This is a genomic window from Hallella bergensis DSM 17361, from assembly GCF_000160535.1.
GTDB lineage: Bacteria > Bacteroidota > Bacteroidia > Bacteroidales > Bacteroidaceae > Prevotella > Prevotella bergensis.
Genome location: NZ_GG704784.1, coordinates 120,352 through 144,841 on the forward strand (window position 1 = coordinate 120,352; position 24,490 = coordinate 144,841).

The following is a 24,490-nucleotide window of genomic DNA, read 5'->3' on the forward strand; positions in this document are numbered from 1 at the left end:
GTTATGAAAATTAAAGCAGATTACAGCAATGCTCCCAAATGGAAGGAGCTGTCTGTCAAGTCGCGTCTCCCCGAGCAGTTGAACTGCCTCGACGAGATTGCACACAACCTGTGGTGGGCATGGAACTATGAGGCCCGCAGACTGTTCAAGAGTTTGGACGAAAAGCTCTTCGAGGAAGTGGGTCACAACCCCGTGTTGTTGCTCGAGCGACTGGGCTATGACCGCAAGGAAGAAATTGTGAAGGACCGCACCCTAATGAAAAAGGTGAAGGACGTGTATGCCTCCTTCCGCGCCTATATGGATGCCAAGCCCGATACCAAGCGCCCCTCCGTGGCCTATTTCTCGATGGAATACGGCTTGAACCAAGTGCTCAAGATCTATTCCGGCGGCCTCGGCATGTTGGCTGGCGACTATCTGAAAGAGGCATCGGACTCCAACGTGGACCTTTGTGCCGTGGGCTTCCTCTATCGCTACGGCTACTTCACGCAGATGCTCTCGATGGACGGTCAGCAAATTGCACACTACGATGCACAAAACTTCAACTCGTTGCCCATTGAGCGTGTGCTCGATGAAAACGGCAACCAAGTGGTGGTGGAGGTGCCCTATATGAACTATCAGGTGCATGCACTGGTGTGGTGCGCCAACGTGGGGCGTATCAAGCTCTACCTGCTCGACACCGACAACGACATGAACTCGGAATATGACAGGCCGATTACCCACTCCCTCTATGGCGGCGACTGGGAAAACCGCCTGAAACAGGAGATACTGCTGGGCATCGGCGGCATACTCACGCTCAACAAGCTGGGCATCAAGAAAGACATCTACCACTGCAACGAGGGTCACGCAGCTCTGTGCAACCTGCAGCGGCTCTGCGACTATATCGACAGTGGACTGACGTTCAACCAGGCCATCGAGCTGGTGCGCGCCTCATCGCTCTACACCGTGCACACACCGGTTCCAGCCGGTCACGACTATTTCGACGAGGCACTCTTCGGCAAGTATATGGGCGGCTATCCGGCACGCCTGGGTATCTCTTGGGACGAATTTATCGGTATGGGACGCGAAAATCCCGACGACCACAATGAACGCTTCTGCATGAGCACCTTTGCCTGCAACACCTCGCAGGAGATCAACGGCGTGAGCAAGCTCCACGGATGGGTGAGCCAGAAGATGTTTGCGCCGATATGGTCGGGATATTTCCCGGAAGAAAACCACGTGGGATATGTCACCAACGGTGTGCACTTCCCCACATGGACTGCTACCGAGTGGCGCAAGGTGTACGATAAGTTCTTCGACCCGAACTTCATCAACGACCAGAGCAACGAGGACATCTGGCATGCCATCTACGATGTATCCGATGACGAAGTGTGGAAGACACGCATGGCACTGAAGCAGAAGCTCGTTACCTATATCCGCGAGAAGTTCACGCAGTCGTGGCTCCGCAATCAGCAGGATCCGGCTCGCGTGGTGTCGCTGCTCGATCGGATTAATCCCAATGCGCTGATGATCGGTTTCTGCCGCCGCTTCGCCACCTATAAGCGTGCCCACCTACTGTTTACGGATATCGATCGCCTGAACCGCATCGTGAACAATGAAGAGCATCCCGTTATCTTCTTGTTCTCGGGTAAGGCCCACCCCGCTGACGGTGCCGGCCAGGGTCTCATCAAACGCATATTCGAGATTAGCCAGCGCCCGGAGTTCCTGGGCAAGATTATCTTCCTCGAGGACTACGACATGCAGCTCGCACGCCGCCTCGTGTCTGGCGTGGACATCTGGATGAACACGCCGACCCGTCCGCTCGAAGCATCGGGTACATCAGGCGAGAAAGCCGAGATGAACGGTGTGGTGAACCTCTCCGTGCTCGACGGATGGTGGGTTGAGGGCTATCGCGAGGGTGCCGGCTGGGCACTCCCCCAGGAACGCACCTATGAGAACCAGACGTATCAGGATCAACTCGATGCGGCTACCATCTACTCGCTCCTGGAAAACGAGATCATACCGCTCTACTACAACCGTAACAAGAAGGGTTACAGCGAAAAGTGGATAAAGGTTATCAAGAATTCCATCGCCACCATCGCGCCCCACTACACCATGAAGCGGCAGCTCGACGACTACTACGATAAGTTCTACACTAAACTGGAGAAACGATTCAGGAAGCTGTCTGCCAACGACAGCAAGCTGGCCAAGGATATTGCGCTCTGGAAAGAGTCCGTAGCCGAGCGCTGGGACGGAATCCACGTTGTAAGCAAGGATATCAGCGTATTCGATAACGGCGGAGAGACGGGTGTGAAATATACGCTGAAGTATGTCATCGACGAGCAGGGACTCAACGATGCCGTGGGTCTGGAACTCGTTACGCTGAAACCTGAGACCGACCCGTCGGATCGGGAAATCTTCAGTGTGCACGAATTCAAGCAGGTGAGCCATGAAGGCAACAACTACACCTTCGAGCTGGAGGTAGAACCTGATATGGCTGGTGCATTCCGCAGTTGTGTGCGCATGTTCCCCAAGAACAAGGATCTGCCTCACCGTCAGGACTTCTGCTATGTGAAGTGGCTCGACTAATCAGGATGATGCAAGCGGGGGTGGCACGGTGCTGTCCCCCCCCGCTTCTGCAACACCGACAGCGCGAGAAAAAGGAATAACAAAACGATAGAAAGGCAAAGGAATGAAACACCTGATCATGTCTATATTGGCAGCACTGGGACTCGGAACGGGCTCGTGTGCGCAGAATGAGCACATCACCTCGGTAGATGCCGCACAGTTCGAAGCAGCTATCAGCGCCGACAGCGTGCAACTGATTGATGTGCGCACCCCAGGCGAATACGCAGAAGGACACATTGCAAACGCCGTCAACATCGACGTGAAACAGCCCGACTTTGCAAGCAAGGCGGCCGGAACGCTCGACAAGGACAGGCCGGCCTATGTGTATTGCAGAAGCGGTCAACGCTCGATGAAAGCAGCCAGGATGTTGGCCAAGCAGGGTTTCGAGGTGGTGAATCTGAACGGCGGAATCATGGAATGGATGAACGCCGGTAAGCCGGTGAACCAATAAAACAACCGGCACGACGTGCAGGCTCCCCCGTATGGGGAACTACATCGTGGTCGGAAACTGAATACATCGTGGAAAATGGATAAAGTCTTTACACATTTTGACGGAGATGAGGAAAGTCGACGCGCAGAACTGATACGCATCATCGAACACAGCGTGGAGCAACTATCGCTGAGCGAGCTCGAAGCGCTGTATTATGATCTCATCTCGAAAGACTATATCAAGTTATAAAATGCATGGCGCCAACCTCTGTGAAGGTTGGCGCCATGATTATAATAGGTGTTACTTGTTCTTCAGCAAGTCCCTGATTTCTGAGAGAAGTTTTTCCTCGGCCGATGGCTTCGGAGCGGCAGGTGCCGGCTCTTCCTCCTTCTTTTTGATCAACTTGTTCATGGCCTTGACCATAATGAAGATACAGCCTGCAATAATCAGAAAGTCGATCACATTCTGAATGAACATACCGTAAGTAACGGTGGCATCGCCTATCTTGGCAGACAACTTAGAGAAGTCTACACCGCCAGTGAATAGACCGGTCACAGGCATCAGGATGTCGTCGACAAGTGATGATACAATCTTGCCAAAGGCACCTCCGATGATCACACCGACAGCCATGTCCATGACATTGCCCTTAATGGCAAACTCTTTAAATTCTTGAATAAAACCCATAAGTATATGAATATAATTAATATTACGCGTTGTTTTTGACATATAGAGTTTACACTCACCAACTCAACCTGTTATTTTTTTCAAAATAGTCGATTATATGCTTGTTTTTAAGATATTTAATACTTGGTTCGACTGCAAATTTAGAAAATAATTCGTAACTTTGCAAGTGTACGAGGGAAAGTTTCTTTGTAACAGGATAAAATATTTTTTAAACCTTTATAAATAAAAAAGTAAAATGACAAAAGTAGCAATTAATGGTTTCGGTCGTATCGGCCGTCTTGCATTCCGTCAGATGTTTGAAACAAAGGGTTATGAAGTTGTTGCCATCAACGACTTGACAAGCCCCAAAATGCTCGCTCACCTTCTTAAATATGACACTGCCCAGGGCGGTTTCGCCGGCAAGTTCGGTGAGGGTAAGCACACAGTAGAGGCAACAGACAACTCTATCATCGTTGACGGCAAGGAGATCACCATCTATGCCAAGCCCGATGCATCAGAGCTGCCTTGGGGCGATTTGAACGTTGACGTGGTGCTCGAGTGCACAGGTTTCTATACTTCTAAGGATAAGGCTTCTGCCCATATCAAGGCTGGCGCTAAGAAGGTAGTTATCTCTGCTCCTGCAGGCAACGACCTCCCCACCATCGTTTACAACACCAACCACAAGACCCTGACTCCGGAAGACAAGATTATATCAGCTGCTTCCTGCACCACCAACTGCTTGGCTCCTATGGCCGACGCTCTGAACAAGGCCTTCCCAATCCAGTCTGGTATCATGCAGACTATCCACGCTTACACGGGTGACCAGATGATTCTTGACGGTCCTCAGCGCAAGGGTAACCTCCGTCGTTCACGTGCAGGTGCTTGCAACATCACTCCCGCTTCTTCAGGTGCAGCTAAGGCTATCGGCCTTGTTCTGCCTGACTTGAACGGCAAATTGATCGGTGCTGCTCAGCGTGTTCCCGTTCCAACAGGTTCTACAACGCTTCTCTTTGCTGTTGTTGAAGGCAAGGACGTAACCGTAGAGAAAGTGAACGAGGCCATGAAGTCAGCCGCTAACGAGAGCTATGGCTATAACGAGGACGAGATTGTTTCTTCTGATGTTATCGGCATGAAGTTCGGTTCACTCTTCGATGCAACTCAGACCATGGTTCTGAAGCTCGACGATAACCACTACGAGGTTCAGGTTGTTTCTTGGTACGACAACGAGAACTCTTATGTTTCTCAGATGGTTCGCACCATCAAGTACCTCGCCGAGTTGAAGTAATAACTCACAAGCGATAACCTGATTGGACAGAAGTCCAACATACAGCCGCCCGATGCACTGCGTCGGGCGGCTTCTTTTGTGATACGGGAGTCGGCTGCTCACTGAATCCTACGAGCGATGACAGTGCGGGAGATACTCCGCAGTCAGGCAACCTACAGCCGTTAGCGCAAAAATGCTTCATCCAACTTTTCGAGTGATACGACAGTCATGTAATGCATATTCATCCCTCTTCACTCTTCATTCTTCCCTTTCTCTTCCCTATCACAATTATCCTTCCACCGTTTCTGTTGCCTCAACATGCTCAACGCGCAGCCAAATTGTGAATTTTGAATTGTGAATTTTGAATTATATTTCCCTCTTCCCAATTAACCCTCCACCGTTTTTGTTGCATCAACTTGCTCAGCGCGCAGCCTAATTGTGACGAGTTGATGAGCTTGCGAATAATTTTTATTACTGTCCGCTAAACTTTTGGGTAAGATACAAATTTAGGGCTGACACTTCTCACGAGAAGTGAAACGTCTTGCATGAAAATCCCCTCGATATCTGTCAACACATTTCCTAAGTTCGTAATCAGGGATGAGAGACATCAGTTGCGAGAATACAGTGTTTCCTACATTCATATCCTGTGCTATCTTATATATGAGACAGTACAAAGATAAGAATTCAAATCGGAAAATTTTTAAATCGATGTATATCATTGAATATTAACGAACTAAATGACAGTCTGGAAATTTTAACCGGACACTAGTGCCATCTTATAATAAATTTGCTCTCCAATTCTTATGGTAGCTTCACGCTCTGTCATAAAAGACAGTTTGCATGGTCCTTCCTTGAATGGCAATATTCCGTTTGCTGTTTTGGCATAAAGATACCTATAAGATGAAGTAATTTGATTCCATGGATTTTTGTTGTTCTCTACAATAACGGTAAATTCAAATTGCCGCCCTAATTGTTCATCGGTTAAGTCCTGTATGGATGGAAGTTCTTTGGCATATCTGACACTAACTTGTTTACCTAAATCGTCATAAAAAGTAAAAAGAGACTTCTCTAACTCTTTTATCTTGTTAGGCATTGGAGATAATTCTATGGTTGTTTTTGTCTGCCCCTTTCCTTTCTCAAGCAATTCTTTCAATTTAACAATAGGCAAACATGTATAATACCCTTTCTTTTCAAATCCCCCTGCTTCATGTTCCCGAAGACACACAACAAAAAATAGGACACCCTTGTCGTTATAGAAATTTCGCAAATCTGCCATTTCCGCACGGTATTTCATATTCCCTTTAGGGAAAGACTTTATATTATGTCCTTTCACTTGTACAGGGATTTTCCCCAGTAAATTGTTCTTTTCTCCACTTGAATTGGAATATAAGAAAATATTACCATCCCATGATGGTGTCCTATCATTATCATCAATATATGGAAACATCCGTCTCGACTTGCGAATTTCTGTTTTTATGAAATCTACAGTTTCCCCTTCTATCCATTTTGAATTTCCTGCCATATAGATATTGATTGTCGTTGTTTGAAATCAATGCAAAGTGCGTACCAACAATATCTTTATTACCGAATCTGACATTTTTTGCAGTGTCATAACTACCGTAAGGACATATCAAACACCTTCCAGCATAAGATCTGACATTTTCTGTTTGAAAACAAAACAGGCGCAAGCTCTATTTCGAAACAGACCTTGCACCATACAAATTAGAGAGTTATAAAAAACTTTCGGTTACGGGTTGATGATTGCTCCACCGCCCGAAGAAGAATCATCCGAGGCGACTTCGCCTTTCCTTTCCTCTCACTCGATGTCCACAACTGCCAGTCTACGCACGGCACGGCAGTCGCCACCTGTGACCCTCGTGCCGCCTCCACGGAAGCGGGTTTCGGGAATGAAGCGCACACGCACGCTGTTGATGAGTGCGGCGGTTACTTCCTTTTCTGTTGCCACGCCGTTATTGTTCGTCGCAGCCGTGAAGTAGAATGAGCCTATGCCGCCGAGTCTCACCGAGCAGCCCTGTGCCATATAGTCGCCCGTCACGTTAGCGACTACTGCCAAAAGCTATTTAGATGAGATCTCTGCAAAACTCCCCTGACAGGAGGTATAACTTATTGGTAGGCAGATATTGTGTTTCTGGCAAAATGGAGTTTTGCAGAGGCCTCGGATAATATTGTATTCGCTTTCAGAGTTGCACACTACGACACGACAGTCTAATTAGAGATTAATTTCTGTGAGAGGGTACTATTATAATTTATGCCCATTATAAAATACCCACTTTTAAGTATTGCAAAACTTGTTCACACCTCGTACCTTTGCAGCAAAGAAAATACAAGAGTATGATAAAACGAAAGTACCATATAGCATATATGGATATACACCCCTCCACTATCGAAGCGCACTGTTCAAGAAAAGAACAGTGCGTTTTTTTTATGAACAAAATTGAACAACGTTCACTATTAACCCTTTACCCTCATCATGCAAACTCTGAAAGATGACATTCGGCAGCGCATCATCGCTACCGCTCGTGCAGAATTTATCGCACATGGCGTACGCTGCACCTCCATCCGCACAGTGGCTCGCAAATCAGGTGTCGCTGTAGGAAACCTATACAATTACTTCAAGAGCAAGGACGAACTGTTTTGCGAGGTGCTGCGGCCTCTCACCAAGGCATTGAACAAACACATCCTGTCGCACAATGACGAAAAGTTTCTGTCGATAGACGTGTTCAACATGCGGCAACACCAAATAGATTACATCTTTGCCATGCTCGCCATCATCAAAGACTTCCGCCCAGAGCTTCGACTGCTCCTATTCAACTCGGAGGGTACGTCGCTACAAGGATATAAAGACAAGATGGTGGACAGACAGATGAAAGTGGGTATGGAATATCTGCGACTGATGAAAGAACGCTATCCACATCTCAACGCCAACATTTCGCCATTCTTGGTTCACATCAATTGTTCTACATGGATAACCGTTTTCTGCGAGATTGTAGAACACGAAGATTACAGCGACGAGGATATCAAAGTTGCCTTGGAGCAGTACATGGACTTTAGCATGGCAGGTTGGAAAGCATTACTGAAACCATAAGGACTAATTATTAAAAAGACAATAATATATGATGAAAACTCTCAAACGTTTAGGAGCTTACATGGGAGGGCGCAAATACTTGCTGCCATGCTCCGTAGCACTGTCGGCAGTCAACGGACTGCTGTCGCTTGTCCCATTCATACTTTTGTGGCTCGTGGTGCGCACACTACTTATCGCCAAGGGCAACCTCTCAAACACACCTCTTATAGACTATGCTCTATGGGCTTTTGTCATATCGGTGGCAAACGTGTTGCTCTACTTTTTGGCACTGATGCTCTCTCATCTTGCAGCATTCCGTATCGAAACCAACATGAGGCGCAAAGCGATGCAACGGCTAATGCGTGCGCCATTGGGCTATCTCGATGAACAAAACACGGGACGTATGCGCAAAATCATTGATGAGGATTCGGGACAGACACATACTTTTGTGGCACACCTGCTACCCGATGTGGCGAGCTGTGTCGTTGCTCCGATAGGTGTTATCGTACTGTTATTCGCTGTGGATTGGCAGTTGGGTGCGGCTGCAATGATACCTCTCATTGGCGCGATAGGCATTATGGGATATATGATGAACCCGAAGAACAACCAATTTCAAAGGCTCTACCTTGATGCGCAGGAGAAGATGGGGGCAGAGGCAGTGGAATATGTCAGAGGTATTCCCGTGGTCAAGGTGTTCCAACAGACAGTCTTCTCGTTCAAACGCTTCTACGATAGCATTATCAGCTACCGCGACCTTGTCATCAAGTGTACGCTTGTGTGGCGCACGCCAATGTCATTTTATATACTGGCTATCAATGCCTTTGCCTTCATCCTTGTTCCTACTGCTATTATCCTGATAGGACACGGTGGAGATACAAGCACAATTATTGCCAACGTGATACTTTATGTGGTGATTGCACCGCTCATCGCTTCCAACGTGATGAAAGCCATGTATCTCAGTCAGGATCTTTTCTTAGCAAATGAGGCTGTGGAACGATTAGAGCAGCTCACTGATATTGCACCGCTCTCGCAGCACGACAAGCCAAAACGGGCAGAAGCGTACGACATTCGTTTCAACAACGTTTCGTTTCGATATGAGGGAGCGGAGAAAGATGCAGTGAGTCATATCAACCTTACCATTCCCGAAGGAAAGACGGTTGCGCTTGTAGGAGCGTCAGGCAGCGGAAAGACCACCATAGCAAGATTGATACCCCGTTTTTGGGACGTGCGTCATGGCAGCGTTACCATTGGAGGTGTAGACGTGAGGGATATGCGCAAGGACGAACTGATGCGCAACGTGTCGTTCGTCTTCCAGAACACCCGTCTGTTCAAAACTTCGCTCATCGAAAACCTACGTTACGGCAATCCTGATGCAACGACCGAGCAGATCAACCGTGCCATCGACCTCTCACAAAGTCGCGAGATTATCGACCGTCTGCCACAGGGATTGGATACCGTTATCGGTGCCGAAGGCACTTATCTTTCGGGAGGTGAGCAGCAGCGAATTGTTCTTGCTCGTGCCATTCTGAAAGATGCTCCTATCGTCGTACTCGACGAGGCGACTGCGTTTGCCGACCCCGAAAACGAACAGCTTATCCGAAAGGCACTGGCACATCTCACCCAAGGAAAAACCGTGCTGATGATAGCCCATAGACTTACCACTGTGCAGGATGCCGACAGCATCGTAGTTGTGGACAACGGCGAAATAGTCGAACAGGGAACGCACGAGGAACTATTGAGGGAGGAAAAGTATTACCACCGTATGTGGAATGAATATCAACAATCTGTTTCGTGGAAACTATCATCTATTAAAAGTCATAAAGTCATAAAGTCATGATTAAATATTTTCAAAACCGTTTCGCTCTTACGGAAAAAGGGGCAAAAGACTTGCAGCAAGGCATCATCTTTTCGACACTGCTCAACCTTGTGCTGATGCTGCCACCCACTTATTTGTTTTACTTCTTAATGGAGTATCTCGATAATATGCCAAGGAATACCCCTCATACGTTGTGGTTTTATCTCCTCATGGCAGCAGGGCTTATGGTTGTGATGCTCGTCGTGATTCGTCGGCAATACGACAGCACCTATACCACCGTATATAATGAGAGTGCGCAACGCCGTATCTCTTTAGCCGAGAAACTGCGCCGCTTGCCTCTCGCCTTCTTTGGTGAGCGCAATCTCTCCGACCTCACTGCCACTATTATGGAAGACTGCACACAATTGGAAACAACGTTCTCGCACGCCATTCCCCAACTATTTGCTTCTGTGGTGAGCATTGTCATTATCGCAGCGGGAATGTTCTGTTACGACTGGCGATTAGCCATCGCTGTGTTTTGGGTCGTGCCATTTGCCTTGGTGGTGCTATTGGTTTCACGAAATCGCATGGACAGGGCTTTTACACATGTCTACCACATCAAACGAGGCGTGAGCGAACAGATACAGGAAGGACTGGAGTGTGTGCAGGAAATCAAGTCGTACAATGGCGAGGACGAATACAACCAGCGGTTCGACCAGCGATTAAAAATATTGGAAAAAGAACTTGTTGCCGGTGAACTCTTGACAGGTGCGTTTGTCAATATCTCTGCCGTACTGCTTAAATTAGGCATGCCTACCGTCATCGTTGTAGGCGCATGGATGCTTCAGCGTGGCGACGTGTCGGTGTTCGTCTATTTGGCGTTCCTCCTTGTTTCGGCAATGGTTTATAATCCAATTCTTGAAGTATGCAATCACCTTGCCATTCTTACTTTTCTCGATATACGCATCAAGCGAATGAAGGAGATGGAGGCAATGCCCATACAGACGGGCGACACCAAGGTGGAAGTTTCAAACTATGACATTGAGTTCCACAACGTCAGCTTTTCCTACGAAACAGACAAGCAGGTGCTTCACAATGTTTCATTCACTGCCCGACAAGGCGAGATAACCGCACTCGTTGGTCCCTCAGGTGGTGGTAAGAGTACCACTGCCAAGCTCGCTGCACGTTTTTGGGACATCAATAGTGGAAAGATAACACTGGGCGGACACGACATCTCGGACATAGAACCAGAGACGTTGCTCAAAAATTACGCCGTAGTATTCCAAGACGTGATGCTCTTCAATGCCTCTGTTGCCGACAATATACGCATAGGAAAACGCAACGCCACCGATGAGGAAGTAAGGCATGTGGCGCGATTGGCACAGTGCGATGACTTCATCAATCGTATGCCACAAGGCTACGACACAGTGATTGGCGAAAATGGAGAAACCCTTTCGGGTGGGGAGCGGCAGCGTATCTCCATAGCCCGAGCGCTCTTAAAAGATGCTCCTGTGATACTCTTGGACGAAGCAACCGCCAGCCTTGATGCCGAGAACGAGACAAAGATTCAGGCTGGTATCTCTGAACTGGTGCAGGGCAAGACTGTCATCATCATCGCCCACCGCATGCGCACCGTGCTGGGTGCCGACCACATCGTGGTACTTGACGGCGGGACGGTCAGCGAACAGGGTATGCCCAAAGATCTTATAGCAAAAGGTGGCAAGTTTGCCCAGATGGTGAGATTACAACAGGAAAATAAATCATAAAATAAAAACAACAATGAAAATCGAAAAAATCAACCGTAAGTTCAGGCAGACGGCGGAGTGGATACTGCGCCACCGGCTGCTTGTGGTAGGGCTGTTCGCCCTGCTTGTCGCATTCTCGTTCGTGGGAACGAAGCGTATCGTGATGAAGACCTCGTTCGACGACTACTTTATGAGCGACGACCCGATGCTCTTGAAAACAGATGAGTTCAAGTCCATCTTCGGCAACGACTACTATGTGGCGGTATTGGTGAAGAACAAGGACGTGTTCTCCAAGCGAAGCCTCACGCTCATCCGCGAGCTGAGCAACGAACTGAAGGACAGCCTCTCGTATGCCGACAAGGTAACGTCGCTCACCGACCTTGAGTTTGCCGTTGGCACGGAGGAGGGCATGACCATCGAGCAGATTGTACCCGAGCAAATCCCGTCGGACGCAGCCGGACTGAATGAAATCAAGCGCAAGGCATACAGCAAGCCCTACCTCTCGAAGAAACTCGTGTCGAAGGACGGCACGATGACATGGATCATGGTGAAGCTGCGCCCATTCCCCGCTGACAGCGTGTGGAAGAAGACGAGCGACATCGCTCCCGATATGGTCACGGGCAAGGAGGCAGGACGCATCATCACGAAAGCAAAGTATGCAGAGCTATCGCCCAATGCCGCAGGAATGCCCTATATGAGCTACGAGAAGTTCGTTTATCTGAAGGGTGAGATGGGACGGTTGTTCGCTATCGCCTTCCTCGTCTCCATCGTGGTGATGCTCGTCGTCACCCGCTCGCTGCGTGGAGTCATTGCACCGCTGATTACCTCAATATGTGCCTTGATAATCGGCTTCGGCATCATAGGATGGACGGGGCTTTACATCGACATGAGCACGGCTATGATAGCCGTCATACTCACTTTTGCCTGTTCCATTGCCTACAACATTCACCTATATAACTTCTTCAAGACACGATTTGTGGAAACGGGCAGGCGCAAGGCTTCCATTACCGATGCCGTGGGCGAGACGGGCTGGGGCGTATTGCTCTCGGGGCTGACCACCGTGGCGGCGATGATGACGTTCCTCTCCATGAGCATCGTGCCGATGAAAGCCATTGGTCTGAACACCTCGCTCTGCCTGCTGTCGGTGCTGCTCACGTGTCTCGTGGTCACGCCAGTGCTGCTGTCGCTGGGCAGGGACAGGAAGCCACACGCGAATATGTCGCACAGCTTCGAGGGCTATGTGGGCGACCACTTCGAGCGTTTCGGCGGGTTCGTCATGCGCAACCATCGGCGTATCGTTGTCGTGTCGTCGGTGCTCACGCTGTTCTGCGGCATCGGTCTGTTCTTCATCGAGCCGGCGTTCGACGTGGAGAAGACAATGGGGCGCAAGGTGGAGTATGTGAAGAAGTTCCTCGACCTATGCGACACGGAATTGGGGTCGATGTATTCCTACGACTTGATGATTACACTGCCGCACGCAGACGACGCAAAGAAGCCCGAGAACCTAAAACGGCTCGATCAGTTGGCTACCATCACAGAAGGCTATCTGCTCACCAAGCGGCACAACTCCGTGACGGACATCATCAAGGACATGAACTGCACGCTCAACGGTGGCAAGCAACAATTCTATCGTATTCCCGACGATGCAGACATGGTGGCACAGCTCCTCCTGCTCTACGAGAACGCCGGCGGCACGGAGTCGGAGTATTGGATGGACTATGACTACCGGCGACTACGCCTTCAAGTGGAAATCAAGAACTACAACTCCAACGAGGCGGAGAAGGAAATGGACGCATTGCAGGCAGAGGCACGGCGGCTCTTCCCTCAAGCGCACATCTCGATGGTGGGCAACATACCGCAGTTCACCGTGATGCAGCAATACGTGGAGCGTGGACAGATGTGGTCGATGATGCTCTCGGTGCTGGTCATCGGCGTGATCCTCGTGCTCGTCTTCAGCAGTTGGAAGGTCGGCTTGGTGGGTATGATTCCCAACCTCGCTCCCGCGGTCATAGTGGGCGGTATGATGGGCTGGCTCGACTATCCGCTCGACATGATGACCGCCTCTCTCATACCGATGATACTCGGTATCGCCGTCGATGACACCATCCACTTCATCAATCACAGCCACGTGGCATACGACCGATGCGGCGACTACGGCAACGCCATCAGGAGCACGTTCCGTACCGAGGGGCTTGCCATCGTGATGTCCACCGTGGTCGTGTCGGCGACGTTCGCAGGATTCATGTCGTCGAACGCCACGCAGATGGTCAACTGGGGCATCCTTGCCGTGGCGGGCATGGTGTCGGCATTGCTGGCAGACCTGTTCCTCACGCCGATTCTCTTTAAGTATCTCAGAGTGTTTGGCAAAGAAAAAAAGACAAATTCACAATAAAAAACAGTATCAAATGAAAGCAAAAGAATTAGTATTGACACTCATCGCCTTGTTTGCGATTTGCAGTGCAAACGCCGCAGGTCTCACAGGAAGAGACATCATGCAGAAAGTAAGGAACCGCGCCGATGGCGACACACGCTATGCCACCATCGAAATGACGCTCGTGCAGAGAAGCGGGCACAAACGGGTGCGCAAACTCGAATCGTGGGCAATGGACATAGGCAAGGACACAAAGAAAATTATGTTCTTCACTTATCCCGGAGATGTGAAGGGAACAGGTTTCCTCACTTGGGACTACGACAATCCACGCAAGGTGGACGACAAGTGGCTCTATCTGCCTGCCATGAAAAAGACAAGACGCATCAGCGGTAAGTCGTCGAAGACCGACTACTTCATGGGTAGCGACTTTACCTACAACGACATGAGTATGCGCAATGTGGACGAGGAAAAACACCAGCTCCTGCGAGAAGAAAACTTAGCCGGACATAGATGCTGGGTGGTGCAGTCGATTCCCAATGACAAGGACGAAATCTATACACGTCGAGTAACATGGATAAGACAGGACTGTTTGATGGCTGTCAAGGCTGAATACTACGATAAACTGAACAAGCTACACCGCCGACTCTCTATCTCCAACATCGATAAAGTACAGGGATTTTGGACGATGCACCTCATGCAAATGGAAAATGTGCAGACGGGGCACAAGACCATCATTCGCATGGACAACCAGCGATTCAACATCAAGGTGGCGCCCAACCTCTTCACCGTTTCCAAATTGGAGAAAGGGCTCTGATATGAACCTACTCCGATTATGTATGTTCCTGCTTGTGCCGATGCTCTCGGCACAGGCATCAGCCCAAATCGACACGCTGCAAACTGAGAGCGACACCATTGTTTGTGAAGATACCATTATCAGTTTGGAAAACACTGTTGCTGGCTCGAAAGAAGTTTTGGAAGAAACAGTCGAAACTATCGACGACAACGCTTTGCAGGTGCAGGTAAAAGGTTTCCTCGATACCTATCACGCTGTAAGGACAGAGGGAAAAGCCGACTGGATGGCATCGAGGACTCGGGCGCGAGGAGAACTGAAACTTGAAAAAGGGGCGGCTTCGCTCTTTGTGTCGCTGAACGCTATCTACAACGGAATACTCAAAGAGCGCACGGGACTGGAGCTGCGCGAGGCTTATCTCGCCTATGCAAAGGGTAATCTTGACCTGCGTGTGGGACGGCAGATTGTGGTATGGGGGGTGGCAGATGCGCTGCGACTTACCGACTGCGTGTCGCCGTTCGACTACACCGAATTTCTTGCACAGGACTATGACGATATTCGTATGCCTGTCAATGCCCTGCGTGCTAAGTACACAATGGGAGCGGTTACGCTCGAGGCTGTGTGCAATCCTGTAGCCGACTTCTTCATACTGCCCACAGATGAGCGCAATCCATGGGCAATACGCCTTTTGTCCTCACCTTTGCCCTATACGATAGACTTGGAAAGTGGAAAACCAGAGAAACGACTGAAGAATATGGAGTTTGGTGGACGCATAACCGTAAACCTAAGCGGAGTGGATTTCTCTGTGAGTGCCTTGCGAACGTGGAACAAACAGCCTGCCTTTTGTCCTGAACTGTCGGCTAATGGGAAATCGCTTCGCATAGTCGGGAAGTACCATCGCATGACTATGCTCGGTGCCGATTGCTCACTGCCCATAGGTAAGTTCGTTGTCCGTGCCGAAATAGCCGACTATATAGGCGAGGCGCAGAGTGTAGGCTTGGGACAGAATGCCGTGCAGCGCAACTCCCTCAACGCCCTTGCAGGACTTGATTGGTATCCGGGCAACGATTGGAATGTAAGTCTTCAATACTGCCACAAATACACTTCGGGCAATCTTGACGGACTTTCTGCCTACCGCAATGCAGGACTTGCCACAGCACGGCTCGCCAAAGAACTGCTGCGCAACACGCTGAAACTCTCCACCTTTGCCTACATTGATGTAACCAACGGCGGCATCTTCAATCGTTTCTCGGCTTCCTATTCCCTTAACGACCAAATCGAGCTCACCGCTGGCTACGACTATTTCCATGCCGACAAAGGTAAGTTCCAAATGTACAGTAAGAACTCCGAAGCATGGGTGAAAGTGAAGTACAGTTTCTGAAATACTTTGCGAATAAAGCATAGATGTAGAATGTAGCTACTTGGTAGTAATAGTTATTCCATCTTCCAACTACGGCACAATCCTTTCTCTTTCACCGTCTTATCTCTATTGTAGTTATGTAGTAGGATAATATCGGTGAAAGAAAAAGGAAGTATTATCATCAATTATGCCTGTTGCCTATCAGGAATATCGGTGTTATCATGGATGCTGAATTCTGCAACTTTAGACAGACGTACTTTCTGAACAAATGCGCTTCCGTGCTATCTAACAGGAAAGATAAGGCGATAATCATAGGAAGCGAATAGAGCGGAGCATAACCTTTGAGCTGTCCATTGATAACGACTTCTTCCTCGTCTGCAACTTTTTCTTCGGGATGCAGGTTGGCAGATTTCATAATTGTTTGCAGTCTGTGGTTGAGTTTGCTCCACGTTACTCCGAAGAACCTTGCAAGTTCTCCCTCCGTCATAGCAATGTCCCCGTTTCCCCTATGGACAATCTGCATATTGTAGCCCCAATCAAAGATGCTGCGATAATTGGTTACGCCTGCCTTTCTTTGGCAGTTATTGTTTGCGTTCATGCCGTTTCCTCCTTTCTGCCATTTGAATTGACAACAAAGGGAATTGTCTTTGTGTCCGTTGCTGCTTCCACATCTGCATTTCCAGTATTTTTGTCCTTTGCCTTGTACTTGGCAATAAGCCTGTCCATATCCTCTGATATCTTCCTGTCCGTTACCTGCGCATAGACTTGAGTGCTTGATATGGAGGCATGCCCCATCATCTTGGCTATGCTCTCAATGGGAATACCTGCGCTTAGGCTCATCGTGCCGAATGTATGTCTTGCCATGTGAAAGGAAAGTCTTTGGCGAATACCGCAAGCCTTTCCCACAATACTCAGTTTGGCATCCATGACACTGCGGCTGCAATCACGGTGAAAGACAAGGTGGTCGCCTTTTTCTTTCACCGTCTGCTGTACCTCGCTTCTTTCTGGCTCTTTCCGGCAATGACTGATGATGGTTTCCGCTATGGGATGTAACGGCACGATGAACTCAACCTTGGTCTTCTGACGTTCCTTTCTTATGTACATCTGTCCGTCCGCTGCCGTTTGGATATGCTTGTATTCCAAATTCTCCATATCTGAGATAGCCAAGCCTGTAAAGCAAGAAAAGACAAACATCAGTCTTGCCAGCTCCGCTTCCTTGTCGTTCATCTTCATTGCCATAACTTTCATCACATCGCTCTTTTGCAGAAAGCGTATCTTCTTTTCCACTTTCTCAAACTTGGCATTCTCAAACGGATTGCAGCGGATAATTCTCTTGCTGACCGCACGGAACATCAGTCGGCTCAGCCAGCAGAGGTTGCTGTTGATGGTAGATGCTTTCAGTCTACGCTTTTTGAGAAAGAAGCGGTATTCCTCGAACAAGTCCTCTGTAATGGTTCCGATGGGTATGTCCTGCACTCCTTTGTTTTCGACAAATTCACGGAGATATCACTTATGCAGAAAACTGCCGACCGTAGCAACAGCCACACGAGCGAAAATAATTTCGTTACCGAATATTGCTCCATCGTTACCTATGACAAAATCGGGTAATGATTTGGTAACTGAACTTCTGCTTAAATCTGTATATTACTACCCTATATGAACAGAGCTGTTTTATGCAAATGACTCCATTTCCTGCTCATTATCAGTCTGTTTACACCAACTTCGACATTTCTTCATTTTCGTTGATTAGTTGCCATCCGATTAGAGTTTAACCGCAGTGGCGTTTGATATCTAATCGTAGACGACAAAAGCCGTATAGTAAAATCACATTTGTTAAAACTCTGATTGTCAACCCACTACAAATTATCCCAAATTTCACGAATTTCAAACCGATGGAAACTTATTTTTAAATTCGCGAAATATAGAGAGATGTTTGTCAGAAAAAATATCAGTATCTGTTGTCTCAGGATTCATCCCGGACAACTGTTGATGAAACAAAACTGCATGGATGAACGATGATCCATTTTAGTTGATGTAATAGGACACAGAAGGTATCCTGTTCAGGTATAACCCTGCCTCTCCTGTTCATTAAGGGTTATCACTCCAATTGTCGGATGAACCAAAAGAATTATGTGATTATCGTTTTTCTTTTTTGTGCTTTTGATTATTTTTACCTATATTTGCGATGTGATAAGCAAAGACACTACAACCGACGACTCCGCCCTCGGGGAAGAAAACAGCGGCGCATCTATTCCCCTGATTACCATCCTCGGCCCTACAGCCTGTGGCAAAACGGCACTGGCAGCTAAGTTGGCCGCCGATTTGGACGCCGAGATTATCAGCGCCGACAGCCGACAGGTGTACCGGGGAATGGATATCGGCACGGGAAAGGACTTGGCTGACTATGTGGTAGACGGGCGTCAGGTGCCCTATCACCTCATCGATATAGCCGAGCCCGGCACCAAATACAACCTTTACCGCTACCAACAGGACTTCCAGTTGGCCTACCGTGACATGGTGTCGAGGGGGGTGCAACCGATACTCTGTGGTGGAACAGGACTGTACATAGAAGCTGTTCTGAAAGGATACGCCCTACCCGATGTGCCCTGCAACACGGAACTGCGGGCTCGATTGGAGCAAAAGAGCATGGAGGAACTGACACAAATACTTGTGGAACTGAAACAGAAAACGGGTTCCAACATGCACAACACCACTGATGTGGACTCATGTCAACGAGCCATCCGAGCCATCGAGATCGAAACCTACAACCTTGAACACGATGCTGGCAAGCGGCAGATGTCGCCCATCCGATCGCTCGTGATCGGTCTCGACATTGACCGGGAGGAGCGGCGCCGGAGAATCACAAGGCGGTTAAGACAACGCTTGGACGAGGGAATGGTCGACGAGATCCGCGGACTTCTCGACAAGGGAATCCCTGCGGAAGACATTATATATTATGGTTTGGAATACAAGTTTGTTACCGAATATGTTATCGGCAAACTATCCTATGAGGAGATGTTCCGTCAGCTCGAAATAGCCATCCATCAGTTTGCCAAACGCCAGATGACCTGGTTTCGCGGAATGGAACGCCGCGGCACACCCATCTACTGGGTTGATGCCATGCTCCCGATGCAGCAGAAAATCGATGAAATAAAACGAAAGATATCATGGAAGAGAATCGCTGGGGAATAATCTATTGTCCTAAGTCGGGACTGTTTGCATCGTCCGCTCGCAGATGGGAAAAGATACAGCAGTGTCTGAAGAAGAATAACATTGAGTACGACCACGTGCAGAGCGAGAGCAAGGGAAGCGTAGACCGACTGGTCAAGATGATGATTAACAACGGTTACCACACGATCGTAATCGTGGGCGGAGACTCCGCACTCAACGACGCGGTGAACTGCCTGATGGAGGTCGAAAAGACCGAGCGCGACCGCGTGGTGCTGGGCGTGATTCCCAATGGCATGATGAACGACTTTGCACACTTCTGGGAATTTGACGAAGACAATTACACGCAGACCATCAAGTGGCTCAAGAAACGTCATGTGCGGAAAATTGACCTCGGCTGCCTGCGCTATACCAACAAGGAAGGCGCTGCCTGCCGCCGCTATTTCCTCAACTGTGTCAACGTGGGACTTATCGCTTCCATCATGAACCTGCGCCGGCGCACACGACATGTCTTTGGTAGTCGCACCCTTTCATTCCTCTTTTCGTTTATCCTTCTTCTCTTCCAGCGCATGGAATACAAGATGAGAATCAAAATCAACTCCGACACCATCGACCGACGCGTCATGACAATGTGTGTGGGCAATGCGCTCGGCTATGGCCAGACACCCAACGCGGTGCCATACAATGGGCAGCTCGACGTATCGGTGGCCTACCATTCACCCATGACCCAAGTGGCCGAGGGCATCTATCTTTTTGTAAAGGGCAAGATTCTCAACTACCGCAGCGTTCACCCCTACCGCACCCGCATGGTCAGGGTGGAGAATGCCGAGAATGCCATGGTGGGTATTGATGGCCGACTGATGCGCACCCCCGTGGGTCCATACACCATCAGTGTGGAAGAGGAAGTTATTAATTTTCTCATCCCTTCTTAAGCCGGAACTCCTGACTCGCTGGCTTTTTCACACTCACGCCGACACTTGATACATCACTACGCTGCCCTCGCGCAGCGATGCCTGCACGTCAATGATGCGCTGGTTACTCGAACCGCGGAATACAAGACTCTCGTCGCGTAATTTCTGCACGAAGGGTCCGTCTACAAGTACATCGAGCAACTCGAGCAAACGGCGCTGCCGCGGATTCCTCAGCAACATCTCATACGTGAATCCGGAAAAACACCATATATTCTTATTCGTCCGCTCCCGGATGGCCTTGGCCAGTTCGGCAAACCCATCGGGTTGGAACATCGGATCGCCACCCGAGAAGGTGACATTGGCAAACGGGTCGGCTTCAATCACTTGCATAATCTCCTCGACGCTCATCTCGTGTCCGTTGCGTATGTCCCACGACTGCGGATTGTGGCAGCCCGGACATTCGTTGGGGCAACCCGCACAATAGATTGATGTACGGAAGCCGGGGCCGTCGACCATGGTGTCTTCGAGGATGGAGAGGATAAGAAGCCTCTCCCCCCTTACCCCCTCTCCCGTAGGGGAGGGGGAGTGATATGCTGGATAAACAGACGGAGACGGGAGGGGTTCTTCTGATTCTGAAAAGCGGGGATTGTTTTTATTATCTAACATTATATCTTTCTATCAAATATCTTTAACTTCCTACCATATTACATCACTCCGTATAACATAGTAATTACTCCCCCTCCCCTACGGGAGAGGGGGAGTGATATGCTGGATAAACAGATGGAGACGGGAGGGGTTCTTCTTTCTCTGAAATGTAGGAATTGCTTCTATTATCTAACATTATATCTTTCTATCAAATATCTTTAACTTCCTACCATATTACAACACACCGTACAACATAGTAATTACTCCCCCTCCCCTACGGGAGAGGGGGTAAGGGGGGAGAGGCCGTAGGGAGCCAGGGAGCGAGGCTATAGCCCGTCGTGCTGCACCCTATCATTCAGCTCCGCCAACTTACCCTTGTTCCATCTGTCCGTGGTACCCACCAAATATCCTGTGATACGCTGCAGGCGGTCGATGTGATGACTGCCGCATTTAGGACATGCCTCCATGTGCGCATCAGCATTCTCGTAGCCACACTCCATGCACCGGTTACGGTTATGGTTCACTGAGCCGTAGCCCATGTTCAGCTTATCCATCATGTCTACCACACCCATAATCACCTCCGGGTTATGAGTGGCATCGCCATCGATTTCCACATAGAAGATATGTCCGCCACGCGTTAACTCATGATAAGGCGCCTCCACTTCTGCCTTATGGCGTGCCGAGCACTTGTAATACACCGGCACATGGTTCGAATTGGTGTAATAGTCGCGATCGGTCACTCCGGCTATTGTCCCAAACTCCTTGCGATCCATCCTCGTGAACCGTCCACTCAGGCCCTCTGCCGGGGTAGCGAGAATCGAGTAGTTGTGGTGATATTTCTCCGAGAAGTCATTGGCACGGTCGCGCATATAGGTCACAATTTTCACGCCCAGCTCCTGCGACTCCTTGCTCTCGCCATGATGCTTGCCGGTGAGTGCCACGAGGCATTCTGCCAACCCGATAAACCCGATGCCCAGCGTACCCTCGTTAATCACACTGGCAATGGTATCGTTCTCGCCCAGATTCTCGCAACCCTTCCACAGTTTTGTCATCAGCAGCGGGAACTGCTTGCTGTAAGCCGTCTTCTGGAATTGGAACCGTTCCTCCAACTGGCGTGCCGTCAACTCAAGATAATGATCCAGTTTGGCAAAGAACAGGTTGATGCGCTCCTCCCGATCCTTCACGTTCATGCATTCGATGGCCATCTTCACAATATTTATAGTCGTGAAGCTCAGGTTGCCACGCCCCACCGATGTCTTCTCGCCGAAGCGATTTTCAAACACACGCGTGCGGCATCCCATCGTCGCCACTTCCCACTTATACCGCTCGGGGTCGTCGGCATTCCACTTCTCGTGCTGGTTGAAGGTGGCATCCAGATTCAGGAAGTTAGGGAAGAAACGGCGTGCCGTCACCTTGCAGGCATATCGGTAGAGGTCATAGTTCCGGTCTCCGGGCAGATAGTTCACGCCGCGTTTCTTTTTCCAAATCTGAATCGGGAAGATGGCCGTCTCGCCATTGCCCACACCTTCGTAGGTCGAGGTGAGCAACTCGCGCATCACGCACCGACCCTCGGCCGAGGTATCCGTTCCATAGTTCACCGACGAGAACACCACTTGGTTTCCTCCGCGCGAGTGTATCGTGTTCATGTTGTGGATAAAGGCTTCCATAGCCTGGTGCACGCGGTTCACCGTCTTGTTGATGGCATGCTGCTTCAGCCGTTCGTCTCCCTCAAGCCCCTCAAGGTCTTTAATCAGATAGTCGTCTATATCGGCCTCCTTCAAATGGTCAAGATTCCGACCTGCCAACTGCGCCAGGGTACTCACCTCTTCTATATAAGACGAGCGCACGAAGGGAGCCAGGTAGAAGTCGAAAGCAGGGATGGCCTGTCCGCCGTGCATCTCGTTCTGACAGGTCTCCAGCGAGATGCACGCCAACACGGCAGCCGTCTCGATGCGCTTGGCTGGGCGCGACGACCCATGACCAGCCACGAATCCATAATTCAAAATATGATCCAGCGGGTGCTGCACACACGTGAGCGACTTCGTGGGATAGTAGTCCTTGTCGTGAATGTGTATCATGTTGTGTTTCACCGCATCGCGCACATCCTCCGACAGCAGGTAGTCGTCCACAAACGGCTTGGTGCTTTCCGACGCAAACTTCATCATCATCCCGGCGGGCGTGTCAGCATTCATGTTGGCATTCTCACGAGTCACCTCATTTTTCCGGATGTTCACAATTTCCATGAACACGTCGCGCGTCTTGGCCTTGCGGGCAATGGAACGCTGGTTGCGATAGGCAATGTATTTCTGCGCAACGTCCTTGCGCGCACTCTTCATCAGTTCCATCTCCACAGCATCTTGTATTTCCTCCACCGACATCTGAGGGTTGCCCTTCATGGCAATGTGGTCTGTGATTCTCACAATGAGCTGCTCGTCCTCGCCCTTGTCGGTATGGAGCATGGCCTTGCGGATGGCTGCCTGTATTTTCTGGTCGTTGAATCCCACAATCCGACCGTCGCGTTTTACTACTGTCTGTATCATTTTTCTGGGGTTATTTTGTAAATTTAAGTTTGTTGTCAGTTGCTTTTCATTTCACTTGCAAAGATAGCAAATATATCCATACGTTGTTCATTTTGGACAACTTTTGGTATGTTAATAAATGTCAATCATTTAATTATCAGGATATTATAAAAATAAAAAGAAAACTTCGATTTGTTTTCTAATTTTTAAATCATCCGTTTTGTAAACTTTTCGAAACAAACATACCCTCATCATTCACAAAATTCGGAATGAATAAAGAAAGGGAAGAGAAAGTGAAGAATGAAAAGGGAAGAGGAAAGAAGGAAAAATGAGGTTCTACAGCTTCACACTCACGCCGGCATACCATGTGGCTCCATAGACCGGAGCATACATGAATGCAGCATTGTCCGTGTGCTTCTCGTCCTGCAAATAGCTGAAGATATTCTTCCCTCCGGCATAGACGGAGAATGCACCGAGCTGCTTGGCCACACGCGCATTGAAGAGCATGAAAGTGGGTGTCTCCTTGATTTTCTCAGCAACTTCGTCGTCCTTCATATAGTCGATATACATCTTTCCCTGCAACGAACCGTTCACAGAGAACGTCCACGTGCCAGGGGTATATTCCAAGACAAGGTCGCCCGTCATGCCCGGGAAGAATGGTCCACTCGTCCTGCACAAAGAAGCCAACCTCGCAGGCATGCTTCTTGCCCACCGAAGTATAGGCCGTGCCGTGATGAGGGTCATCCTCATCATTGACACAATACAGTCCGGTCTCACGCAGATTGGTGAAGTAGCCCTGCACGCCGGCCAGCAGCGTGTGGTTGTTCAGGCGCTGTGTGAAAGAGAGCGAGGGTGTAAACGTATTTTCCTTGGCTACGTATGAAGTGAAAAGTGAAGAGTAAAGAATCAACGCGCAGTCGATTGTGACGAGTTGATGAGCTTGCGAATAATTGAAAAATGTGAAATGTGAATTGCAAACTCCTCCGCACCGCTATGCGGTATCTTAGAATATCTGAAGAATATCTTTTATTTGAACAGAAAGCTTATCGCAGAAAATCTTAAGTTCTTGCTTCGCAAGATTAATCTTAGAATATCTGCATCGACATAAAGCGTATTTCGCAACGACGTTCACGACATTTC

At 49.2% G+C, this 24,490-nt stretch carries 21 protein-coding genes and 1 pseudogene; 12 read left to right on the forward strand and 10 right to left on the reverse strand.

The window, feature by feature from the left end; all coding sequences use genetic code 11:
• Positions 1-3: 3 nt before the first annotated feature.
• From glgP to HMPREF0645_RS13900, 3 genes are all read left to right on the forward strand, one after another.
• Positions 4-2,565 (forward strand): alpha-glucan family phosphorylase, encoded by a 2,562-nt coding sequence (gene glgP, locus HMPREF0645_RS12040; RefSeq protein ID WP_007175316.1) that lies wholly within the window; start codon positions 4-6, stop codon positions 2,563-2,565.
• A gap of 103 nt (positions 2,566-2,668) precedes the next feature.
• Positions 2,669-3,055, forward strand: a complete 387-nt coding sequence (locus tag HMPREF0645_RS12045) for a rhodanese-like domain-containing protein (RefSeq protein ID WP_007175317.1) — start codon at positions 2,669-2,671, stop codon at positions 3,053-3,055.
• A gap of 75 nt (positions 3,056-3,130) precedes the next feature.
• Entirely contained in the window at positions 3,131-3,283 is a 153-nt protein-coding gene (locus tag HMPREF0645_RS13900; RefSeq protein ID WP_007175318.1) for a hypothetical protein, read from the forward strand.
• Between the two features lie 51 nt (positions 3,284-3,334).
• Here the strand turns inward: HMPREF0645_RS13900 and mscL are convergent, their stop codons facing one another.
• Positions 3,335-3,718 (reverse strand): large-conductance mechanosensitive channel protein MscL, encoded by a 384-nt coding sequence (gene mscL, locus HMPREF0645_RS12050; protein WP_007175319.1) that lies wholly within the window; start codon positions 3,716-3,718, stop codon positions 3,335-3,337.
• Positions 3,719-3,953: 235 nt separating this feature from the next.
• On the opposite strand from mscL, the gene gap reads away from it, so the two are divergent.
• Complete coding sequence (gene gap / locus HMPREF0645_RS12055) at positions 3,954-4,982, forward strand: type I glyceraldehyde-3-phosphate dehydrogenase (RefSeq protein WP_007175320.1); 1,029 nt, start codon at positions 3,954-3,956, stop codon at positions 4,980-4,982.
• Positions 4,983-5,467: 485 nt separating this feature from the next.
• On the opposite strand, the gene HMPREF0645_RS14380 is transcribed toward gap, so the two are convergent.
• From HMPREF0645_RS14380 to HMPREF0645_RS12065, 3 genes are all read right to left on the reverse strand, one after another.
• Positions 5,468-5,680: a DUF4372 domain-containing protein gene (locus HMPREF0645_RS14380; protein ID WP_336433172.1), complete on the reverse strand. Its 213-nt coding sequence runs from the start codon at positions 5,678-5,680 to the stop codon at positions 5,468-5,470.
• 35 nt (positions 5,681-5,715) lie between these two features.
• Positions 5,716-6,483: a hypothetical protein gene (locus HMPREF0645_RS12060; RefSeq protein ID WP_007175322.1), complete on the reverse strand. Its 768-nt coding sequence runs from the start codon at positions 6,481-6,483 to the stop codon at positions 5,716-5,718.
• A 294-nt stretch (positions 6,484-6,777) separates the two neighbouring features.
• Positions 6,778-7,035 carry an HU family DNA-binding protein gene (locus HMPREF0645_RS12065; RefSeq protein WP_052300850.1) on the reverse strand — a complete coding sequence of 86 codons (258 nt, stop codon included), beginning with the start codon at positions 7,033-7,035 and terminating at the stop codon, positions 6,778-6,780.
• Positions 7,036-7,452: 417 nt separating this feature from the next.
• Here HMPREF0645_RS12065 and HMPREF0645_RS12070 point away from each other — a divergent pair, with 417 nt between their 5' ends.
• From HMPREF0645_RS12070 to HMPREF0645_RS12095, 6 genes are read left to right on the forward strand one after another with little or no spacing between them, the layout of a single operon-like run.
• A complete protein-coding gene (locus HMPREF0645_RS12070) occupies positions 7,453-8,067 on the forward strand; it encodes a TetR/AcrR family transcriptional regulator (protein ID WP_007175325.1) in 615 nt (204 codons plus the stop codon).
• A gap of 28 nt (positions 8,068-8,095) precedes the next feature.
• Positions 8,096-9,883: an ABC transporter ATP-binding protein gene (locus HMPREF0645_RS12075; protein ID WP_007175326.1), complete on the forward strand. Its 1,788-nt coding sequence runs from the start codon at positions 8,096-8,098 to the stop codon at positions 9,881-9,883.
• Positions 9,880-11,607, forward strand: coding sequence for an ABC transporter ATP-binding protein (locus HMPREF0645_RS12080; RefSeq protein ID WP_007175327.1), 1,728 nt, complete (start codon positions 9,880-9,882; stop codon positions 11,605-11,607). Before HMPREF0645_RS12075 ends, HMPREF0645_RS12080 begins: the two co-directional genes overlap by 4 nt.
• A gap of 13 nt (positions 11,608-11,620) precedes the next feature.
• Positions 11,621-13,978 carry an efflux RND transporter permease subunit gene (locus tag HMPREF0645_RS12085; protein WP_007175328.1) on the forward strand — a complete coding sequence of 786 codons (2,358 nt, stop codon included), beginning with the start codon at positions 11,621-11,623 and terminating at the stop codon, positions 13,976-13,978.
• 13 nt (positions 13,979-13,991) lie between these two features.
• On the forward strand, positions 13,992-14,771 hold the full coding sequence (locus HMPREF0645_RS12090; RefSeq protein ID WP_044123632.1) for an outer membrane lipoprotein-sorting protein: 780 nt from the start codon (positions 13,992-13,994) through the stop codon (positions 14,769-14,771).
• A gap of 1 nt (position 14,772) precedes the next feature.
• Positions 14,773-16,128, forward strand: coding sequence for a DUF1302 family protein (locus HMPREF0645_RS12095; RefSeq protein ID WP_044123633.1), 1,356 nt, complete (start codon positions 14,773-14,775; stop codon positions 16,126-16,128).
• A 160-nt stretch (positions 16,129-16,288) separates the two neighbouring features.
• Here the strand turns inward: HMPREF0645_RS12095 and HMPREF0645_RS12100 are convergent, their stop codons facing one another.
• Both HMPREF0645_RS12100 and HMPREF0645_RS12105 read right to left on the reverse strand, forming a co-directional pair.
• The gene (locus HMPREF0645_RS12100) at positions 16,289-16,705 is read right to left on the reverse strand and encodes a hypothetical protein (RefSeq protein ID WP_007175331.1); all 417 of its coding nucleotides are present in this window, start codon (positions 16,703-16,705) and stop codon (positions 16,289-16,291) included.
• Positions 16,702-17,610 (reverse strand): annotated as a pseudogene (locus HMPREF0645_RS12105) (tyrosine-type recombinase/integrase); the annotation flags it as partial. The pseudogene HMPREF0645_RS12105 and the gene HMPREF0645_RS12100, both read right to left, overlap by 4 nt.
• Before the next feature lie 747 nt (positions 17,611-18,357).
• On the opposite strand from HMPREF0645_RS12105, the gene miaA reads away from it, so the two are divergent.
• Complete coding sequence (gene miaA, locus HMPREF0645_RS12110) at positions 18,358-19,299, forward strand: tRNA (adenosine(37)-N6)-dimethylallyltransferase MiaA (protein WP_419185650.1); 942 nt, start codon at positions 18,358-18,360, stop codon at positions 19,297-19,299.
• The gene (locus tag HMPREF0645_RS12115) at positions 19,275-20,207 is read left to right on the forward strand and encodes a diacylglycerol/lipid kinase family protein (RefSeq protein WP_007175334.1); all 933 of its coding nucleotides are present in this window, start codon (positions 19,275-19,277) and stop codon (positions 20,205-20,207) included. Before miaA ends, HMPREF0645_RS12115 begins: the two co-directional genes overlap by 25 nt.
• A 33-nt stretch (positions 20,208-20,240) precedes the next feature.
• On the opposite strand, the gene nrdG is transcribed toward HMPREF0645_RS12115, so the two are convergent.
• From nrdG to HMPREF0645_RS14505, 4 genes are all read right to left on the reverse strand, one after another.
• Positions 20,241-20,852 (reverse strand): anaerobic ribonucleoside-triphosphate reductase activating protein, encoded by a 612-nt coding sequence (gene nrdG, locus HMPREF0645_RS12120; RefSeq protein ID WP_007175335.1) that lies wholly within the window; start codon positions 20,850-20,852, stop codon positions 20,241-20,243.
• A gap of 305 nt (positions 20,853-21,157) precedes the next feature.
• Positions 21,158-23,371, reverse strand: coding sequence for an anaerobic ribonucleoside triphosphate reductase (locus HMPREF0645_RS12125; RefSeq protein ID WP_007175336.1), 2,214 nt, complete (start codon positions 23,369-23,371; stop codon positions 21,158-21,160).
• Positions 23,372-23,686: 315 nt separating this feature from the next.
• Positions 23,687-23,905, reverse strand: a complete 219-nt coding sequence (locus HMPREF0645_RS14500; protein WP_473234613.1) for a hypothetical protein — start codon at positions 23,903-23,905, stop codon at positions 23,687-23,689.
• The gene (locus HMPREF0645_RS14505) at positions 23,883-24,260 is read right to left on the reverse strand and encodes a hypothetical protein (protein WP_007175337.1); all 378 of its coding nucleotides are present in this window, start codon (positions 24,258-24,260) and stop codon (positions 23,883-23,885) included. Before HMPREF0645_RS14505 ends, HMPREF0645_RS14500 begins: the two co-directional genes overlap by 23 nt.
• Positions 24,261-24,490: the final 230 nt, after the last annotated feature.

Excerpts from the sequence above, each read along its gene's own strand:
- glgP (WP_007175316.1), top strand. The coding sequence starts at position 4 with ATGAAAATTAAAGCAGATTACAGCAATGCTCCCAAATGGAAGGAGCTG.
- HMPREF0645_RS12045 (WP_007175317.1), top strand. The coding sequence starts at position 2,669 with ATGAAACACCTGATCATGTCTATATTGGCAGCACTGGGACTCGGAACG.
- HMPREF0645_RS13900 (WP_007175318.1), top strand. The coding sequence starts at position 3,131 with ATGGATAAAGTCTTTACACATTTTGACGGAGATGAGGAAAGTCGACGC.
- mscL (WP_007175319.1), bottom strand. The coding sequence starts at position 3,718 with ATGGGTTTTATTCAAGAATTTAAAGAGTTTGCCATTAAGGGCAATGTC.
- gap (WP_007175320.1), top strand. The coding sequence starts at position 3,954 with ATGACAAAAGTAGCAATTAATGGTTTCGGTCGTATCGGCCGTCTTGCA.
- HMPREF0645_RS14380 (WP_336433172.1), bottom strand. The coding sequence starts at position 5,680 with ATGATATACATCGATTTAAAAATTTTCCGATTTGAATTCTTATCTTTG.
- HMPREF0645_RS12060 (WP_007175322.1), bottom strand. The coding sequence starts at position 6,483 with ATGGCAGGAAATTCAAAATGGATAGAAGGGGAAACTGTAGATTTCATA.
- HMPREF0645_RS12070 (WP_007175325.1), top strand. The coding sequence starts at position 7,453 with ATGCAAACTCTGAAAGATGACATTCGGCAGCGCATCATCGCTACCGCT.
- HMPREF0645_RS12075 (WP_007175326.1), top strand. The coding sequence starts at position 8,096 with ATGATGAAAACTCTCAAACGTTTAGGAGCTTACATGGGAGGGCGCAAA.
- HMPREF0645_RS12080 (WP_007175327.1), top strand. The coding sequence starts at position 9,880 with ATGATTAAATATTTTCAAAACCGTTTCGCTCTTACGGAAAAAGGGGCA.
- HMPREF0645_RS12085 (WP_007175328.1), top strand. The coding sequence starts at position 11,621 with ATGAAAATCGAAAAAATCAACCGTAAGTTCAGGCAGACGGCGGAGTGG.
- HMPREF0645_RS12090 (WP_044123632.1), top strand. The coding sequence starts at position 13,992 with ATGAAAGCAAAAGAATTAGTATTGACACTCATCGCCTTGTTTGCGATT.
- HMPREF0645_RS12095 (WP_044123633.1), top strand. The coding sequence starts at position 14,773 with ATGAACCTACTCCGATTATGTATGTTCCTGCTTGTGCCGATGCTCTCG.
- HMPREF0645_RS12100 (WP_007175331.1), bottom strand. The coding sequence starts at position 16,705 with ATGAACGCAAACAATAACTGCCAAAGAAAGGCAGGCGTAACCAATTAT.
- HMPREF0645_RS12115 (WP_007175334.1), top strand. The coding sequence starts at position 19,275 with ATGGAAGAGAATCGCTGGGGAATAATCTATTGTCCTAAGTCGGGACTG.
- nrdG (WP_007175335.1), bottom strand. The coding sequence starts at position 20,852 with ATGTTAGATAATAAAAACAATCCCCGCTTTTCAGAATCAGAAGAACCC.
- HMPREF0645_RS12125 (WP_007175336.1), bottom strand. The coding sequence starts at position 23,371 with ATGATACAGACAGTAGTAAAACGCGACGGTCGGATTGTGGGATTCAAC.
- HMPREF0645_RS14500 (WP_473234613.1), bottom strand. The coding sequence starts at position 23,905 with ATGAAGGACGACGAAGTTGCTGAGAAAATCAAGGAGACACCCACTTTC.